The organism is Stenotrophomonas sp. NY11291 (genome assembly GCF_023277365.1).
Taxonomy (GTDB): Bacteria; Pseudomonadota; Gammaproteobacteria; order Xanthomonadales; family Xanthomonadaceae; genus Stenotrophomonas; species Stenotrophomonas geniculata.
On record NZ_CP096975.1, the window covers coordinates 398,563 to 415,215 of the forward strand.

The 16,653-nt window shown below is 67.0% G+C and carries 17 protein-coding genes; 8 read left to right on the forward strand and 9 right to left on the reverse strand.

Annotated elements, in window-relative coordinates; all coding sequences use genetic code 11:
• Positions 1-7: 7 nt before the first annotated feature.
• Together M1L61_RS01800 and cyoE are read left to right on the forward strand one after the other, a co-directional pair.
• Complete coding sequence (locus M1L61_RS01800) at positions 8-1,171, forward strand: COX15/CtaA family protein (RefSeq protein WP_197597680.1); 1,164 nt, start codon at positions 8-10, stop codon at positions 1,169-1,171.
• A gap of 4 nt (positions 1,172-1,175) precedes the next feature.
• Positions 1,176-2,069, forward strand: a complete 894-nt coding sequence (gene cyoE, locus M1L61_RS01805) for a heme o synthase (protein WP_197656745.1) — start codon at positions 1,176-1,178, stop codon at positions 2,067-2,069.
• A gap of 116 nt (positions 2,070-2,185) precedes the next feature.
• Here the strand turns inward: cyoE and M1L61_RS01810 are convergent, their stop codons facing one another.
• The 6 genes from M1L61_RS01810 to rpsU form a co-directional block, all read right to left on the reverse strand.
• A complete protein-coding gene (locus tag M1L61_RS01810; protein WP_126560948.1) occupies positions 2,186-3,157 on the reverse strand; it encodes a bile acid:sodium symporter family protein in 972 nt (323 codons plus the stop codon).
• Positions 3,158-3,185: 28 nt separating this feature from the next.
• A complete protein-coding gene (locus M1L61_RS01815; RefSeq protein WP_010484227.1) occupies positions 3,186-3,686 on the reverse strand; it encodes a protein tyrosine phosphatase family protein in 501 nt (166 codons plus the stop codon).
• A gap of 28 nt (positions 3,687-3,714) precedes the next feature.
• On the reverse strand, positions 3,715-5,454 hold the full coding sequence (gene dnaG, locus M1L61_RS01820) for a DNA primase (RefSeq protein WP_049412301.1): 1,740 nt from the start codon (positions 5,452-5,454) through the stop codon (positions 3,715-3,717).
• 60 nt (positions 5,455-5,514) lie between these two features.
• Entirely contained in the window at positions 5,515-6,459 is a 945-nt protein-coding gene (locus M1L61_RS01825) for a YihY/virulence factor BrkB family protein (protein WP_019336363.1), read from the reverse strand.
• 103 nt (positions 6,460-6,562) lie between these two features.
• Entirely contained in the window at positions 6,563-7,006 is a 444-nt protein-coding gene (locus tag M1L61_RS01830) for a GatB/YqeY domain-containing protein (protein WP_043400028.1), read from the reverse strand.
• A gap of 133 nt (positions 7,007-7,139) precedes the next feature.
• A complete protein-coding gene (gene rpsU / locus M1L61_RS01835) occupies positions 7,140-7,355 on the reverse strand; it encodes a 30S ribosomal protein S21 (protein WP_002808376.1) in 216 nt (71 codons plus the stop codon).
• A 166-nt stretch (positions 7,356-7,521) separates the two neighbouring features.
• On the opposite strand from rpsU, the gene tsaD reads away from it, so the two are divergent.
• A complete protein-coding gene (tsaD, locus tag M1L61_RS01840) occupies positions 7,522-8,547 on the forward strand; it encodes a tRNA (adenosine(37)-N6)-threonylcarbamoyltransferase complex transferase subunit TsaD (RefSeq protein WP_010484223.1) in 1,026 nt (341 codons plus the stop codon).
• A gap of 33 nt (positions 8,548-8,580) precedes the next feature.
• On the opposite strand, the gene M1L61_RS01845 is transcribed toward tsaD, so the two are convergent.
• Positions 8,581-9,246: a hypothetical protein gene (locus M1L61_RS01845; protein ID WP_049454524.1), complete on the reverse strand. Its 666-nt coding sequence runs from the start codon at positions 9,244-9,246 to the stop codon at positions 8,581-8,583.
• 358 nt (positions 9,247-9,604) lie between these two features.
• Here M1L61_RS01845 and folB point away from each other — a divergent pair, with 358 nt between their 5' ends.
• The 4 genes from folB (at position 9,605) to M1L61_RS01865 (ending at position 14,279) form a co-directional block, all read left to right on the forward strand.
• The gene (gene folB, locus M1L61_RS01850) at positions 9,605-9,958 is read left to right on the forward strand and encodes a dihydroneopterin aldolase (protein ID WP_010484221.1); all 354 of its coding nucleotides are present in this window, start codon (positions 9,605-9,607) and stop codon (positions 9,956-9,958) included.
• A 59-nt stretch (positions 9,959-10,017) separates the two neighbouring features.
• Entirely contained in the window at positions 10,018-11,289 is a 1,272-nt protein-coding gene (locus M1L61_RS01855) for a mechanosensitive ion channel domain-containing protein (protein ID WP_241886081.1), read from the forward strand.
• A gap of 128 nt (positions 11,290-11,417) precedes the next feature.
• Positions 11,418-13,592, forward strand: a complete 2,175-nt coding sequence (locus tag M1L61_RS01860; protein WP_224328890.1) for a glycoside hydrolase family 3 N-terminal domain-containing protein — start codon at positions 11,418-11,420, stop codon at positions 13,590-13,592.
• Between the two features lie 144 nt (positions 13,593-13,736).
• Positions 13,737-14,279: a hypothetical protein gene (locus M1L61_RS01865; protein ID WP_248854237.1), complete on the forward strand. Its 543-nt coding sequence runs from the start codon at positions 13,737-13,739 to the stop codon at positions 14,277-14,279.
• Positions 14,280-14,325: 46 nt separating this feature from the next.
• Here M1L61_RS01865 and M1L61_RS01870 read toward each other — a convergent pair whose 3' ends face one another.
• Positions 14,326-15,492, reverse strand: a complete 1,167-nt coding sequence (locus M1L61_RS01870) for a PQQ-dependent sugar dehydrogenase (RefSeq protein WP_043400016.1) — start codon at positions 15,490-15,492, stop codon at positions 14,326-14,328.
• A 171-nt stretch (positions 15,493-15,663) separates the two neighbouring features.
• Here M1L61_RS01870 and yiaA point away from each other — a divergent pair, with 171 nt between their 5' ends.
• Positions 15,664-16,119, forward strand: a complete 456-nt coding sequence (gene yiaA, locus M1L61_RS01875) for an inner membrane protein YiaA (RefSeq protein WP_049412288.1) — start codon at positions 15,664-15,666, stop codon at positions 16,117-16,119.
• Positions 16,120-16,226: 107 nt separating this feature from the next.
• Here yiaA and M1L61_RS01880 read toward each other — a convergent pair whose 3' ends face one another.
• Complete coding sequence (locus M1L61_RS01880; protein ID WP_019336755.1) at positions 16,227-16,550, reverse strand: hypothetical protein; 324 nt, start codon at positions 16,548-16,550, stop codon at positions 16,227-16,229.
• Positions 16,551-16,653: the final 103 nt, after the last annotated feature.

Consider the following 16,653-nt stretch of genomic DNA (forward strand, 5'->3'; position numbering starts at 1 on the left):
CCGTTTGATGAGCCTTTCCGCGCGTCCGGCGCTGCACCGCAATTTCCACCGCCTGGCGTGGTTCGCCATGATCATGACCGCGAGCACGATCATGTTCGGCGCCTTCGTGCGCCTGTCCGATGCCGGCCTGAGCTGCCCGGACTGGCCGACCTGCTATGGACAGGCCACCTGGCCGCAGCACGTGGAAGAGACCATCGGCCATCCGGCAGCGGAGATCCGCCCGCTGGAGACCCACAAGGCCTGGCGTGAGCAGGTGCATCGCTTCCTGGCCGGCGCGCTGGGCATCGAGATCCTGACCCTGGCGCTGCTGGCCACGCGCAAGCGCCGCTTTGGAAGCACGGCGGTGGTGGCCGCCTGCGTGCTGGTGGCCGCCGGCATACCGCTGTACATGATGGGCTGGCACGGCACCGCCAGCGCCTTGGCCCTGATAGGCGAGGCGATCCTGCTGATCGCGGCGCTGCGCTGGAGCAACATCGACCTGGCGCGCGCTGCCCTGCTGACCCTGGCGGTGGTGATCTTCCAGGCCCTGCTGGGCATGTGGACGGTGACCCTGCTGCTGAAACCCATCGTGGTGATGGGCCACCTGCTGGGCGGCATGCTGATGTTCGCGCTGCTGGTGTGGATGGCCTGGCGCGCAACGCACATGCCGATCACCCTGGCCGAAGCACCGAAGCTGAAGTGGATGCTGCGCATCGGTGTGGCGGTGCTGGTCACCCAGATCGCACTGGGGGGCTGGGTCAGTGCCAACTACGCGGCGCTGGCCTGCGGCGGCGGAAGCGCCTCGCTGGACAACTTCCCGCGCTGCGCCAACCAGTGGTGGCCGCAGCACAACTTCGTCGAAGGCTTCACCCTGTGGCGTGGCATCGGCGTGGACTACGAAGGCGGCGTGCTGGATGGCGCTTCGCGTATCGCCATCCAGATGGCGCACCGCCTGTTCGCGGTGGTGGTGGCGGTCTACCTGTTGTGGCTGGGCGTGCGCCTGTTCCGCCTGCCGAGCATGCGTGGCTGGGCCAGTGCGCTGATCGCGCTGCTGGTGCTGCAGGTCACCCTCGGCATCCTCAATGTGAAGCTGGCGCTGCCGCTGGAAGTGGCGGTGGCCCACAACGGCGTAGCCGTTGCCCTGTTGTTCGTGCTGGTCAGCCTGCTGGCCCGTCTGCGTGCCCCGGACTGATTCCATGTTTTCCAATTACCGCCAGTACTGGGACCTGACCAAACCCAAGGTCGTCGCCCTCATTGTCTTCACTGCCCTGGTCGGCATGGTCCTGGCCATCCCCGGCGTGCCCAGCTGGGAGCAGGTGCGCGCCGGCGTGCTCGGTTTCCTCGGCATCTGGCTGGCGGCCTCGGCCGCGGCCGCGATCAACCAGCTGCTGGATGCGCACATCGATGCGCAGATGGCGCGCACTTCGTGGCGTCCGCTGGTGGTGGGCAAGGTCAAGCCGTGGCAGGTGCTGGTGTTCGCCGGCGTGCTGATCGTGGTGTCGATGACCATCCTGGTGCTGTGGGTGAACCTGATCACTGCGGTGCTGACCTTCGCCTCGCTGATCGGTTATGCGGTGATCTACACCGTGTACCTCAAGCGCGCGACCTCGCAGAACATCGTCATCGGCGGCCTGGCCGGCGCGATGCCGCCGATGCTCGGCTGGGCTGCGGTCACCGGCATGCAGGGTTCGTCGGACTGGGCGTACTCGTCGCTGCTGGTGCTGATCATCTTCATCTGGACGCCGCCGCACTTCTGGGCACTGGCGATCTTCCGCCGCGAGGACTACGCCAAGGCGGAAATTCCGATGCTGCCGGTGACCCATGGCGTGGTGCACACCCGCAAGCAGATCATGGTGTACTCGGTGGTGCTGGCACTGGTCTGCCTGCTGCCGTACCTGGTGGGCATGAGTGGCGCGTTCTACCTGGGCGGCGCGATCGTGCTCAACGCCGTGTTCCTCTGGTACGCCTGGCGCATGCTGAACCCGCCGGACGAACTGTTCTCGATGAAGATGTTCTATTACTCCATCGTGTACCTGATGGCGCTGTTCGCCTTCCTGCTGGTGGACCACTGGATCCTGCCCTGGTTGTAAAGCGCCACCTGTAGAGCCGAGCCCATGCTCAGCTGAGGGGTGGTTGGAAGAGCAGCCGAGCGTGGGCTCGGCTCTACAGTAGATCCACACCATGCGTGGATGTTCTCCTCGTCGCGTCAGGGCTTGCGCCGCGCATACCGCTGCGCGATCACGCCGCAGACGATCAGCTGGATCTGGTGGTAGATCATCACCGGCAGCACGATGGCACCGAGGCTGCCACCAGCGAACAACACCTTGGCGATCGGCACGCCCGTGGCCAGGCTCTTCTTCGAGCCGCAGAACACGATGGCGATCTCGTCCTCGCGGTTGAAGCGCAGGCGGCGGGCGATGACGGTGATCAGCGGCATGGCGATGCCCAGCAGCACCGCGGCCACGACGGCCACGGCCAGCAGTGACAGCAGCGGCGTCTTGCTCCACAGGCCCTCGGTGACGGCTTCGCCGAAGGCCGAGTACACCACCAGCAGGATGGTGGCCTGGTCGGTGTAGCGCAGCAGTGCACGCTGCTTCTCCACCCAGCCGGCAATCCACGGCCGCAGCAGATGGCCGGCCACGAACGGCACCAGCAGCTGCAGCATGATGCCGCCGATCGCGTGCAGCGGATCCTGCACGCCGCCGGAGGTGCCGGCCAGCGCGGTCAGCAGCAGCGGGGTGAGGAACACACCCAGGATGCTCGACAGTGAAGCGCTGCACACTGCTGCGGGCACGTTGCCGCGGGCCATCGAGGTGAACGCGATGGACGACTGCACGGTGGAGGGCAGGGTGCACAGGAACAGCACGCCCAGGTACAGCTCCGGGGTCAGCAGCCAGCCCGACAGTGGCTTGAACATCAGCCCCAGCAGCGGGAACAGGATGAAGGTGCATGCGAGGATGGTCAGGTGCAGCCGCCAGTGCAGCATGCCGCCGATGATGGACTCACGTGGCAGGCGCGCGCCGTGCAGGAAGAACAACGCCGCGATGGCGACGGTGGTGACGTCATCAAGGACGATGGCGGCGGCGCCCTTCATCGGCAGCAGCGAGGCCAGGCCAACCGTGCACAGCAGGGCGAGGGTGAAATTGTCCGGTCGCAGGCGCGACCACCAGCGGGTCATGGTGGGCAGAGTCCTTGGTGCGGTGGAGTCAGGGCGAAATGGATGGCGTGGCCAGGCGCTGGCGGGTGGCGGCTTCCAGCGACTTCAGGCCGGCACGCTGGCCGAGCTGCAGGGCCTGTTCCGGGCTGGCGTGTTCGTAACGTGCATTGACCAAGCCGAGCACGGCACCGGCACGGTTGCCGGAGGCGCAGTGCAGCAGCACCGGTCCCTGGCTTTGCCGCAGGGCCTGATGCACGGCGCGCACATTGGCCGCATCCAGCCCCTCTGCGCCGGCCACCGGAATGCGCACATAGCGCAGGCCCAACGATTCGGCCACGTGGGTTTCATCGAAACCGCGGTCTTCGTCGGGCTGGCGCAGGTCGATCACCGTGCGCACACCCTGTGCAGCCAGTTCGCGCAGTTGTGCGGCACTGGGCTGGCCGCCGGCATACAGGCCGGGGCGGACTTCATTGAGCGGGGTATCCGCGGCCAGGACGGCCAGCGGCAGGCAGAGCGACAACAACAGCAGGCAGGTCAGGCGCAGCAGCATGGTCCTCTCCGTGAAAGCGTCTGCCCCTCTACAGGCGCAGCCCGGCGCGGGCCTTCAACAGCTCGCGCAGTTCGTATTTGTCAGTATCGTCCAGACCCTGCTGGCGCTGCTTTGCCAACAACTCCTCCAGGCGTTGCACCAGCAGCTGTTTCTCCAGCTGAGCCACCGCGTCGTGCAGTTCCTGGGTCCAGCTGGCCTCGGTGCCGGGCAGTGTCTGTGCCGCCAGTGTATGCAGCGAGCCCTGTTCTTCGCGGCCGTCGAAATGTTCCAGCAGGGCGCCGGTGCTGATGTCCGGGCGCTGTTCGACCAGCCCCAGCAGCTCCAGCAGCAGCTCCACGCCGGGCAGGCGCAGGCCCTGGAAGTGATGCTTGCCGCCCAGGGTCAGTGCCAGCGACGGCTGCTGCAGCAGCACGGCGATCGCGCCGCGCACCAGGCTGCGCTTGGCCACCGGTTGAATAGTGCGTGCCGGCTGGCGCTGAGGCATCGAAGCGCGTGCAGCCTGGGCGTTGCCGCCGAGGCCGGTCAGCTGCGCCAGCTGCTGCTTCATCAGGTCGCCGAAGGCACCGTCGGGAATCTGCGCCAGCATCGGCTTGGCCCGCTCGGCCAGGCGCGCCTTGCCGTCCAGCGTGCCCAGGTTGATCTCGCGGGTCAGCTCGTCGAAGAAGAACTGCGACAGCGGCGTGGCCTGCTTCAGGCGTTCGTTGAAGGCCTCGGCGCCTTCCTTGCGCACGATGGTGTCCGGGTCCTCGCCATCGGGCAGGAACAGGAAGAAGGCCTGGCGGCCATCCTTCATGCGCGGCAGCACCGACTCCAGCGCCTTCCAGCCAGCACGGCGGCCGGCGGCGTCGCCGTCGAAGCAGAAGAACACGTCCGGCGCGTTGCGGAACAAGAGCTCGGCATGGTCCGGCGTGGTCGCCGTGCCCAGCGTCGCCACCGCCTGGGTGACGCCGAACTGGAACAGCGAGACCACGTCCATGTAGCCCTCGACCACGATCAGCCGCTCGATCTTCTGGTTGGCCTGGCGCACCTGCCACAGGCCGTACAGCTCGCGGCCCTTGTGGAACAGCGCGGTCTCGGGCGAGTTGAGGTACTTGGGGCCGTCGTCCTTCTCGAACACGCGGCCGCCGAAGGCGATCACCCGGCCACGGCGGTCGAAGATCGGGAACATCACCCGGTCGCGGAACTTGTCGTAGACGTGGCCGCGGTCGTTCTTGGAGAACAGGCCGGCGCGGTCGAGCAGTTTCATGCGCCGCTCGTCCTTGCCCAGCGCATCGCGCAGGCCGCTGTAGCCATCCGGCGCGTAGCCGATCTGGAAGCGTGCGCGGTTCTCTTCGTCCACGCCACGCCCATCCAGGTAGCTGCGTGCCTTTTCGCTGCCCTGCAGGTTGCTCTGGAAGAACTTCGTGGCCGCCTCAAGCGCCGAATACAGCTCGCGGCTGTCGTCCTGCTGCTGGGGGCTGCGTGGGTTCTCGCTGCGCGGCACTTCCATGCCTGCGCGCTTGGCCAGTTCATCCACCGCGTCGAGGAACTCGAGGCGGTCGTAGTTCATCAGGAAGCTGATCGCGGTGCCGTGTGCGCCGCAACCGAAGCAGTGATAGAACTGCTTGGTGGGCGAGACCGTGAACGACGCCGAGCGCTCGTCATGGAACGGGCAGCGCGCTGCATATTCCTTGCCCTGTCGCTTCAACGGCACGCGGCTGCCCACCACCTCGACGATGTCGGAGCGGGCGAGCAGATCGTCGATGAAAGCGTCGGGGATACGGGCCATGGGCAACAGAACGGGGCGCGGCCGCCAGGGCGCGCAGCAGGGGCGGCAGGTTCCCCTAGTTTACTCGCTGGCGACGCCGGGACTGGCCTGTTCGGCCTCGACCCCGGCCTTGGCCAGCTGAGCCCGTGCATGCAGGCGCTCGTCGATCACCGCGGTCATCAGCGCGCCGACGAAGAACACGGCGGTGGCGTAGTAGATCCACACCAGTGCGATCACCAGCGCACCCATCGAGCCGTAAGCGCTGCCCGGGGCCACGGTGGCGATGTAGACGCCGATGCCATACCGGCCCAGGGTGAACAGCACCGAGGTGATGGCGCCGCCGATGAAGGCCTGGCGCCACGCCACGCGGCGGTCCGGCAGGTAGTGGTAGAGGAAGGCGAAGGCCAGCGTGTAGAGCAGCAGCGAGGTCAGGTAGCCGATCGCCGGCAGCACCGAGGGCAGCTGCGCGAACACCACCTGCAGTGCAGTGGTGGCGGTCATCGAGAGGATCAGCAGGAAGCCCAGTGCCAGCACCACGCCGAACGAGAACACGCGCTTGCGCAGCCAGGCCTTGACGCCTTCCAGGCGCTGGCCGCTGGTGTGGAAGATCCGGTTCAGCGCGTTCTGCAGCTGGGCGAACACGGCGGTGGCGCCGATGAACAGCAGCAGTGTGCTCCACAGCCCGGCCAGCGAACCCACGCTGGGCTGGCTGTTGGCGTTGTGCAGCACGGTGTCGGCGACGCTGGCCACGCTGCTGCCGGCCACCGAGCCAATCTGGCTGATCAACGTCTGTTGTGCAGGCGGGTACAGCGAGGCGGTCAGCCACAACAGCAGCACCAGCAGCGGTGCCATCGACAGCAGGGCGTAGAAGGAGACCGAAGCGGCCTGGGTCAGCACATCGATTTCGACGAAGCGCTTGGCGACCGCCATCGGAAAGCTGTCCTGCAGGCGGTCAGCGTAGTGGCGAAGCCGTGCGGGGAAGCCGTGGGGACGCGAGCCGGTGGGGGCGTTGGATTGCTCGACCATGGGGATGTTGTAGCAGCCGGGGGTCGAAGGTGCGGTGAAGCGGATGCATCAATGGGGTCAGAGCCCTTCCGCGATGCGAAAGGGATCCGACCCCGGCAATGGCTTATGCCAGCAGCTGCTTGACCAGCTTGGATACCAGGCCCATGTCGGCCTGGCCGGCGAGCTTGGGCTTCAGCGCACCCATCAGCTTGCCCATGTCGGCCGGGCCGGAGGCGCCGGTCTCGGCAATGGCGGCCTGGATGGCGGCCACGATCTCGGCCTCGCCCATCTTCGCCGGCAGGTAGGCTTCGATGACCACGATCTCGGCGCGCTCGATCTCGGCCAGGTCCTCGCGGTTGGCGGCCTCGTACTGGTTGACCGAGTCCTTGCGCTGCTTGACCATCTTGTCGAGCACGGCGATCACGGCGGTGTCATCCAGTTCAATGCGCTCGTCCACTTCGCGCTGCTTGATGGCGGCATTGATCAGGCGGATCACGCCCAGCTTGTGCTTCTCGCCCGCCTTCATGGCGGCCTTCATGTCTTCGGTGAGCTGCTGCTTCATGCTCATGAGGAACCTCGTGGTGGTAGGTGGGGCGGGGCGGATGCCCGAACCCGGAAACGCAAAAAGCCGGCGACGCTCGCGCGTGCCGGCTTCGGCTCCATCGCGACAGGCAAACCCGCCGCAATGAAGATGCGTCCGATCAGTACAGGCGCTGACGCTTGGTGACGTCGCGCGACGAGCGGCGCAGCTGACGCTTCACAGCAGCGGCGGCCTTGCGCTTGCGCTCCTGGGTCGGCTTTTCGTAGAACTCGCGCTTGCGGGTTTCGGCCAGCACACCGGCCTTTTCGCAAGTGCGCTTGAAGCGGCGAAGAGCAAACTCGAAGGGCTCGTTCTCGCGGACTTTGACGCTGGGCATGGAATCTCCGGGACACAGTAGAACCGGGTCACGCCCGGCGAGCCGCACATTATAGCGGCGAATAGACAAACTGCAAGCGGCCAACCCTGAATACGGGCCGGAAGTTCGAAAGCAGTGAGATCTGCACATCCCCCGAGGGGGCGGCAGGGGCGTCATAATAGCAGGCATGCGAGTCCTTGGCATCGAATCTTCCTGTGATGAGACCGGCGTGGCGGTGTATGACACCGACCTGGCCGGCAGCGCGGCCCTGCGCGCCCACGCGGTCTACAGCCAGATCGCCCTGCATGCCGAGTACGGCGGTGTAGTGCCCGAGCTGGCCAGCCGCGACCACGTCCGCAAGCTGCTGCCGCTGGTGCGCCAGACCCTGGCCGACGCCGGTCTGGGCGTAGACGACATCGATGGGGTGGCCTATACGGCGGGTCCGGGCCTGGTCGGCGCGCTGCTGGTGGGCGCCGGCGTAGCCCGCTCGCTGGCCTGGGCGCTGGAGGTGCCGGCGGTAGGCGTACACCATATGGAAGGCCACCTGCTGGCCCCGCTGATGGAAGACGATCCGCCGGAAGCGCCGTTCGTGGCGCTGCTGGTGTCCGGCGGCCATACCCAGCTGGTGGCCGTGGACGCCATCGGCCAGTACCGCCTGCTGGGCGAGACCCTGGACGATGCGGCCGGCGAGGCCTTCGACAAGACCGCCAAGCTGATGGGCCTGCCGTACCCGGGTGGTCCCCAGCTGGCCAGGCTGGCCGAGCAGGGGACGCCGGGCGCGTACCGCTTCGCGCGGCCGATGACCGACCGCCCCGGGCTGGATTTCAGTTTCTCCGGCCTGAAGACACAGGTGCTGATGGCCTGGCGCGACAGCGACCAGAGCGAACAGACCCGCGCCGACATCGCCCGTGGCTTTGAAGACGCGGTGGTCGAGACCCTGTCGATCAAGTGCGAGCGCGCGCTGGAAGCGGCCGGGACCAACGTGATCGTGGTGGCTGGCGGCGTGGGCGCCAACAAGCGCCTGCGCGCGCGCCTGCAGCAGATGGCCGAGCGTCTCGGCGGCCGCGCCTGTTTCCCGCGCCCCGCGCTGTGCACCGACAACGGCGCGATGATCGCCTTCGCTGGCGCGCTGCGCCTGCAGGCCGGCCAGCACAGCCCGCCGAAGGTGGACGTGACCCCGCGCTGGGACATGGCGACCCTGCCGGCGGTCTGATCCGGCAGCGCCGGGCCACGCCGGGCGGACGTATTACCGACGCCCTGCCAACGGCGACGCCGCCAACACGGTCGTCGCCCGCTCATGGCGCTGCAGCCAGCCCAGGGTGTGCGGGCAGCGGGCGTGGATCAGCCGCCCGATCGCGGCCAGGTCGGCACCGAGGTCGCGTTCCAGGATGGGTTCGTGGTGCGCGATCCGGTTGCGCAGGTGGCGGATGCGTCCAATGTCTGCGTGGATGGCTTTCCTGATGACACTGGGATGTGCCGAAGGCGCATGACGTAGAACCCCACCAAGTGCGGGTATCCACAGGGTGGAGTCGAAGCGACATGTAAAGAGCTGCTGCCAGAACACCATTGGCAGGTTGGCGACGATCTCAGGTGTATCGGTTACGCGGCTGGCAAGTTGTTCCAGTGCCGTGCGTGGAGAAGTACTGGATGAAGTTGGCAGTCTGCGTCGGAAGGCATCATTCCACGGCCAACGCGGGCCGTGCTGTCGGGTAAGCACAGCTGCAGCGGCGTTGCGAATGACCACCTCGCACAGATGGACCGGCATCATCAGCGCACCGCACATCCGCATGTTCCAGAGATACAGGGAATCGGCAGTGACGTCAGGGCTGCAGGTCGATGCGATTCTCTCGTAAGTCGACAGGCGCTCCGCTGACAGCGCGCGCCGCAGTACATCGTATGGAGCCATCGTCATGTGCGGTGGTGAAGGAGGGCTCAATGTTCGCGAGAGTGGGCGGCGACCACCATCAGGGAACGTAGTTGTCCGCGCGGCTGATTTCCTGCGTTTCGCCTCGGGCGAATACCTGACCTGCCCTGTCGGAATTGGCCTTGACCGGCGATCTGGTCCTTGCCTAATCTGCGTGCCTGCGCCACCGGGACTCGCGGCTGGATTCCAGCTCCCCCTGGGGACAAACGGTAGTACCAAAGGGCCCTGCTAGCGGGGCCCTTTGTCTTTTCCGGGCCCGCCCCGTGCCGGCCACCCATCGCCCGTTCCGGGCAGGGTCACCGCCGTGCCGTTACCATGGCCCCCTGTATTCGGGCGGGTAAGCGCAATGGACAAGGTTTTCATCGAGGGGCTGACGATCGACGCCCTGATCGGTATCTACGATTGGGAGCGACGGATCCGCCAGGACCTGGTGTTCGACCTGGAAATGGGCTTCGACAACCGTCGCCCTGCGGCTACCGATGACATTGCCCACACCCTGAACTACAAGGCGGTGAGCAAGCGCCTGGAGCAGTTCGTGCGCGAATCGGAATTCGGTCTGGTCGAGACCCTGGCCGAGCGTTGCGCGCAGATCGTACTGGAGGAGTTCGACGTGAAGTGGCTGCGCTTGAAGCTGAGCAAGCCCGGTGCGGTGCGCGGCGCGCGCGCGGTGGGCGTGATCATCGAGCGCACGCGGGACTGACCCGGTCATGCCGGCCGCTGGCCGGCAACCTCAACAGCAATGAAGAAAGGAGACAACTGATGGTGGACGCGGTGGTGGCGGTACAGTGGCTGGAAAAGCTGCAGAACACACTGGAACCCTATCCCGGCGCCTACCTGGCGTTGATGATCTCGGCGCTGCTGATCGCAGCGGGCCTGGCCAACTGGGTGACCAAGCGCATCCTGGTGCGTGGCCTGCGGCGCCTGCTGCAGCGCCTGCCGGGTGCCGAGTCCGGGCGTGGCAGCCATTTGATGCGGGTCATTTCGCGCCTGTCCAACGTGGTGCCCAGCCAGGTGATCGCCTCGGGCATCACCCTCATCCCCGACCTGCCGCCGGGCCTGGTCAACGTCATCATCAAGCTGTGCATCGTGTGGGCGGTACTGACCGTGTCGATGGCGTTCTCGCATGCGCTGGACGCGGCCAACAGCCTGTACGAGCGCAAGCCCGACGCACGCAACAAGCCGATCAAGGGCTACCTGCAGGTGGTCAAGATCGTGGTGTTCGTGGCCGCCGGCCTGTCCATCATCGCCACCCTGCTGGGGGTCGCCCTGGGGCCACTGGTCACCGGCCTGGGCGCGGCCACCGCGGTGCTGATGCTGATCTTCCAGGACACCATCCTGTCGCTGGTGGCCAGCGTGCAGATCAGTGGCGACGGCCGCGTGCGCATCGGCGACTGGATCGAGATGCCCAGCCAGAACGCCGATGGTGATGTGATCGACATCGCCCTGCACACCATCACCGTGCAGAACTTCGACAAGACCATCACCACCATCCCGACCAAGAAGCTGGTGACCGAGTCGTTCAAGAACTGGCGCGGCATGCAGGAGGCCGGTGGCCGCCGCATCAAGCGCGCGCTGTACCTGGACCAGCACAGCGTCGGATTCCTGGACGAGGGCGACCTGGCCTTCCTCGGCCAGTTCGCGCTGCTGCGCGACTACTTGCAGGACAAGGAACAGGAGCTGGGGCAGTGGAACGGGCGCCTGCGCGAGCAGGGTGTGGCCGAGGTCAACAGCCGCCGGGTGACCAACCTGGGCACCTTCCGTGCCTATGTGGAGCGCTACCTGCGCAGCCATCCGGGCATCCACACCGACATGACCCTGCTGGTGCGGCAGCTGCAGCCGACCACCGAGGGCCTGCCGCTGGAGCTGTACTGCTTCACCCGTAGCACCGCCTGGGGCGAGTACGAGGCGGTGCAGTCGGACATCTTCGACCACCTGCTGGCGATCCTGCCGGCCTTCGGCCTGCGCGTGTTCCAGGCCTCCAGCGACGCCATGTTGATGGCCGGGCAGCGCCAGTTGGCCAGCTCGGAGTAAGCTGCGGTGCCCCCGGCGGGTCCATACGGTCCCCGCTGGTGGCTGAAACTGAATGAAGAAACCTCTCGCCAAACGGCTCGGGATCGCTAGAATGCCGGGCTTGTAAACGTTTTCATCAAGGACTGCCGGTGGCCTCCGATCGCATCGAATCCCTCATTGCCCAGATGACCGTCGAGGAAAAGGTCGGCCAGCTGGGTGTCTTCGCAGACATGGTCCGCCCGTTCGCCCCGGACGTGAACCCGGAAGCCAACGTGCGCAATGCCGACCAGGTGCTGCAGCAGGTGCGCGAGGGCAAGGTCGGCTCGCTGTTCAATGGTGTCGGCGCCGAGCTGGGCCGCCGCATCCAGCAGGTCGCCACCGAGGAAAGCCGCCTGGGCATCCCGGTGATCCTGGCCGCCGACGTCATCCACGGCATGCGCACCGTGTTCCCGATTCCGCTGGGCGAGGCCGCCAGCTTCGAGCCGGACCTGGCCGAGCGCACCGCGCGTGCCACTGCCATCGAGGCCACCGCCGCCGGCCTGCACTGGACCTACGCACCGGCCGTGGACATCGCCCGCGACCAGCGCTGGGGCCGTGGCGCCGAAGGTGCCGGTGAGGACGTGGTGCTGGGCTGTGCGTTCGCCGCCGCCCGCGTGCGCGGCTTCCAGGGCAGCGACCTGCGCGCGGCCGATTCGCTGCTGGCCACGCCCAAGCACTTCGCCGCCTATGGCGCGGTGATGGCCGGCATGGAATACAACATGGTGGACATCTCGCCGCAGACCCTGCGCGACGTGCACCTGCCGCCGTTCAAGGCCGCCTTCGACGCCGGCGCGATCACCGTGATGTCCTCGTTCAACGACATCAACGGCGTGCCGGCCAGCGCCAATGCCGAACTGCTGACCGACATCCTGCGCGGCGAATGGAAGTTCCCGGGCGTGGTGATCTCCGATTACACCGCCGACATGGAGCTGGTCGCGCACGGCTATGCCGCCGATGATCGCGATGCCACCGCCAAGGCATTCACCGCCGGCCTGGACCTGAGCATGCAGAGCGGCTTCTACGCCGAGCACCTGCCGGGCCTGGTCGAGAGCGGCGAGGTGCCAATGGCGGTGCTGGATGAGGGCGTGCGCCGCATCCTGTGGCTGAAGGAAACCATCGGCCTGTTCGACGACCCGTACCGTTCGCTGGACCCGGCGCGCGAAGCGGATACCTCGCACCTCGCCGCGCATGACGAACTGTCGCGCGACGCCGCGCGCCGTTCGATCGTGCTGCTGAACAACCGCGACAACGTGCTGCCGCTGCAGAAGACCGGGCAGAAAATCGCGCTTATCGGCCCGTTCGTGCAGGACCGCGAGAACATTGAAGGCTGCTGGACGCTGTTCGGTGACAAGCAGCGCTACGTGGATCTGGAAACCGGCGTCCGTGCCGCCATCGGTGACGAAGCGCTGCTGGAGATCGTGCCGGGCTGCGAACTGGAAACTGCCATTCCGGGCGGCACCGAAGCAGCCGTGGCTGCCGCTCTGCGCGCCGACGTGGTGGTGCTGGCGCTGGGCGAACCGCAGCGCTACAGCGGTGAAGCGCAGTCGCGCGTGGAGATCACCCTGCCGCCGGCCCAGCAGGCGCTGGCCGAGGCCGTGGCGATGACCGGCAAGCCGCTGGTGGTGCTGCTGCGCAATGGCCGCGCGCTGGCGCTGCAGGGCGCGGTGCGCAATGCACAGGCGGTGGCGGTGACCTGGTACCTGGGCACGCAGACCGGCCACGCTGTGGCCGATGTGCTGTTCGGCGACTACAGTCCGTCCGGCCGCCTGCCGGTCAGCTTCCCGCAGGTATCCGGCCAGCAGCCGTACTTCTACAACCACCCGCGCACCGGTCGCCCGGAACTGCCGACCATGTCGGAGTTCAAGGCCCGTTGGCGCGAGATTCCGAACGAACCGCTGTACCCGTTCGGCCATGGCATCGGCTACACCAGCTTCGCCTACGGCGTGCCGCAGCTCAGCGCGGCGCAGTTGGGCTGGGACGACACCCTGACCATCACCACCACGCTGACCAACAGCGGTGATGTGGCCGGCGAGGAAGTGGTGCAGTTGTACATCCATGACCGCGTGGCCAGCCGCGTGCGTCCTGTGCGTGAGTTGAAGGACTTCCGCAAGGTGGCACTGCAGCCGGGCGAGTCGACCGAGGTGGTGTTCACCCTCACCCGCGAGCAGCTGTCGTTCACCGGCCGCGACGGCGTGCTGCGCGCCGAGCCGGGCGTGTTCGACGTGTGGGTATGCGCCTCGTCGGCGGCCGGTGAAGCCGTGCAGTTCGAGTTGCTGAAGGGCTGATTGCGCCCTCATCCACGCATGGCGTGGAGCAACGGCAAGCGGTAGCGCCGGGCCACGCCCGGTGTTGCTGTGCTCACATTGCACGAACACGCCGGGCGTGGCCCGGCGCTACCATCGGGTTCCCTGTTTCGATGGAGCCCGCGCATGCGCCGGATGGCCTGTCTGATTCCCGCCCTGATGCTGGCCGCCTGTTCGCAGCCGGCGCCGCCGGCCGAGCCTGCGGCGGATGCTCCGCCGCCGATGGAGGCCAGTGCTGCAGCGACGCCTGGGGCTGAATCGGTGACGCCGACGGCCGAACCCTCTGCAACCGCACCGGCGGAAGCGCCCGCCGAAGACGCACGCGCGCGCATCGAGTCGCTGCTTGGCGATGCGGCGCAGTACGAAAAGGTGTTCAACGCGTTCAAGACCGCGGTGGTCGGCGGTGATCGTGCTGCCGTGGTCGAGGAAGTGCACTTCCCGTTGAACATCAGCGGCGGAAAGAAGATCACCGGCCCCGGTGAGTTCCAGCGCAACTACGAGAAGATCATCACCCCGGCGGTGGTCAAGGCGGTGTCCGAACAGGACTTCGGCAAGGTCTTCGTCAACCAGCAGGGCGTGATGATTGGCGATGGACAGGTGTGGTTGAACGGGCAGTGCCTGGACCAGGCCTGCACGAAGACCGAGGTGAAGGTCATCACCATCCAGTAAACGGAAACGGCCCCGCATGCGGGGCCGTTCCGGGAAAAGGTGCCGATCAGGCCTTCGGCGTCAGCTTCAACAGGCGCGCCTTGCTGCCATCTTCCAGCAGCCACAGCGCGCCATCCGGACCCTGTTCCACTTCGCGGATGCGCTCGCCCATGTTGAAGCGTTCGGCCTCGCGCGCGCTGTCGCCGTCGAACGCCACACGCACCAGCGAGGTCGACGACAGCCCACCGATGAAGCCGCTGCCCTTCCACTGCGGGAACAGGCTGCCGCTGTAGATCACGAAGCCGGCCGGCGAGATCACCGGCGTCCAGGTCACCTTCGGGGCGGCGAATTCCGGACGCGTGTCGTGGTCGGGAATCGGTCGGCCGTCGTAATGGTCGCCGTTGGAGACGATCGGGTAACCGTAGTTGGTGCCGCGCACGATCAGGTTCAGTTCGTCGCCGCCGGCCGGGCCCATCTCGTGTGCCCACAGCTTGCCGTTGGCGTCGAAGGCCATGCCGAGGATGTTGCGGTGGCCCAGCGACCACACCTGCGCGGCCACGCCGCCCTGCGAGGCGAACGGGTTGTCGGCCGGCAGGCTGCCGTCATCGTTGAGGCGGATGATCTTGCCGAGGTTGCCGCCCATGTCCTGCGCCGGATCGAACTTCTGCCGCTCGCTGGAGCTGATCCACAGCTTGCCGTCCGGGCCGAAAGCGAGGCGGTGGCCGTAGTGGCCCTCACCGCTGACCTTGGGGCTCTGCCGCCAGATCACCTTCAGGTCCTTGAGCTGACCGGCGCCGTTGGCGTCCAGCGCCAGCGTGGCACGGGCCACGGCAGCACCGCGGGTGTCCAGCGTGCCTTCCTCGGCGTAGCTGAGGTACACAACGTGATTACGGGCGAAATCGGGATGCAGGATGATGTCGCCGAAACCGCCCTGGCCACCGTAGGCGACCTTCGGAACGCCGGTGATCTCGTGCTTCTGGCCGCTGGCCAGATCCAGGTGCTGCAGCTTGCCGCGCTTCTCGGTGACCAGCAGGCTGCCATCGGGCAGGAAGGTCATCGCCCACGGCTGGTCGAAACGGCTGACCTCGGTGGCGGTGAACGGGCGCTGGTCGGCGGCGGCGGATGCCGTGGCCGTGGCCTGGGCGCCGTTGGCGGCCGGGTCGGCGGCATTGCAGGCGGAGGTGGCGAGGATCGGCACCAAGCCGAGGGCGAGCAGCAGGGGCATGCGGGTCATGGGTATCTCCAGGGCGGGGATGCGGATGGCCGGGCTGTCCCTTGTATACCACTGGAGGCGTGATCGTCGTGGCCCGAAGGTCCTGCGCCCCCCCCTGTGCGACGGCGGCGGGATCGTCTAGGGTGGGCACGCCCGGGCAACGCGTGCCCGACTGCCTGCCAAGGATCTGCAGTGAACACTGCCATGCCCCACAAGCCGTCCACCGCCTTCATCGCCGCCTCGTGGGTGGCCCTGTTGCTGGGCGCGGCGGCCTACCTGATCGGCCTGTTCAACGCCGCCACGATGGCGCTCAACGAGAAGGGCTACTACCTGACCCTGCTGCTGTTCGGCCTGTTCGCGGCGGTGTCGCTGCAGAAGAGTGTGCGTGACCGCGTCGAGGGTATTCCGGTGAGTGGTTTGTACTACGCGTTGTGCTGGTTCGCGCTGCTGTCGGCGCTGATGCTGCTGCTGGTTGGGCTGTGGAATGCCACCCTGGCATCGAGCGAGAAGGGCTTCTATGGCATGGCCTACGCGCTGTCGCTGTTCGGTGCGGTGGCGGTGCAGAAGAACACCCGCGACCTGATCGCCGCCGGTGGCGGTGAGAGCAAGCGCAGCGCAGGCGTGCTGCCGCTGCCGGAACAGGAGTGATCGATCCGGTGTAGAGCCGAGCCATGCTCGGCTCAGTCGAGCATGGCTCAACTCTACAGACGTGGTGCGAGAGCCGAGCGTGGGCTCGGCTCTACAAAAGCATGGCGTTATCGCTTCAACCGCGGATCCGCCAGCTGTGCATCCTCCCAGCCACGACGCACCGCACCGCGCGCCTGCGCCCATTCCAGCCGGCTGCGGCCACGCTCGCTGGCCCAGCGTGATTCCAGTTCGCGCTCCACTTCCTCGTAGGCGCGGATCATGTCCTGTGCGCGAGCCGCATGTCCGATACGGTAGGCAGGCTCGTAATCCTCGAAGAACAACTGGTCGTCGTAGTACGGCTCGGCCGTGTAGCGCTCGCGCCAGTAGTTGCTGACCGCATCGCGCGGGGTGCTGTCGTCCGGTACGCGGCCGGGGATCTGGTACTCGGTCATGGAAGGCTCCGTTGTGGACGAAGCCCGATCGTGCCTGCGTGGCGGTTAACGGCCCGGTCCGGCAGCGTGATAACCAGATCAATCCGCCGGGCATGCCGCGGCG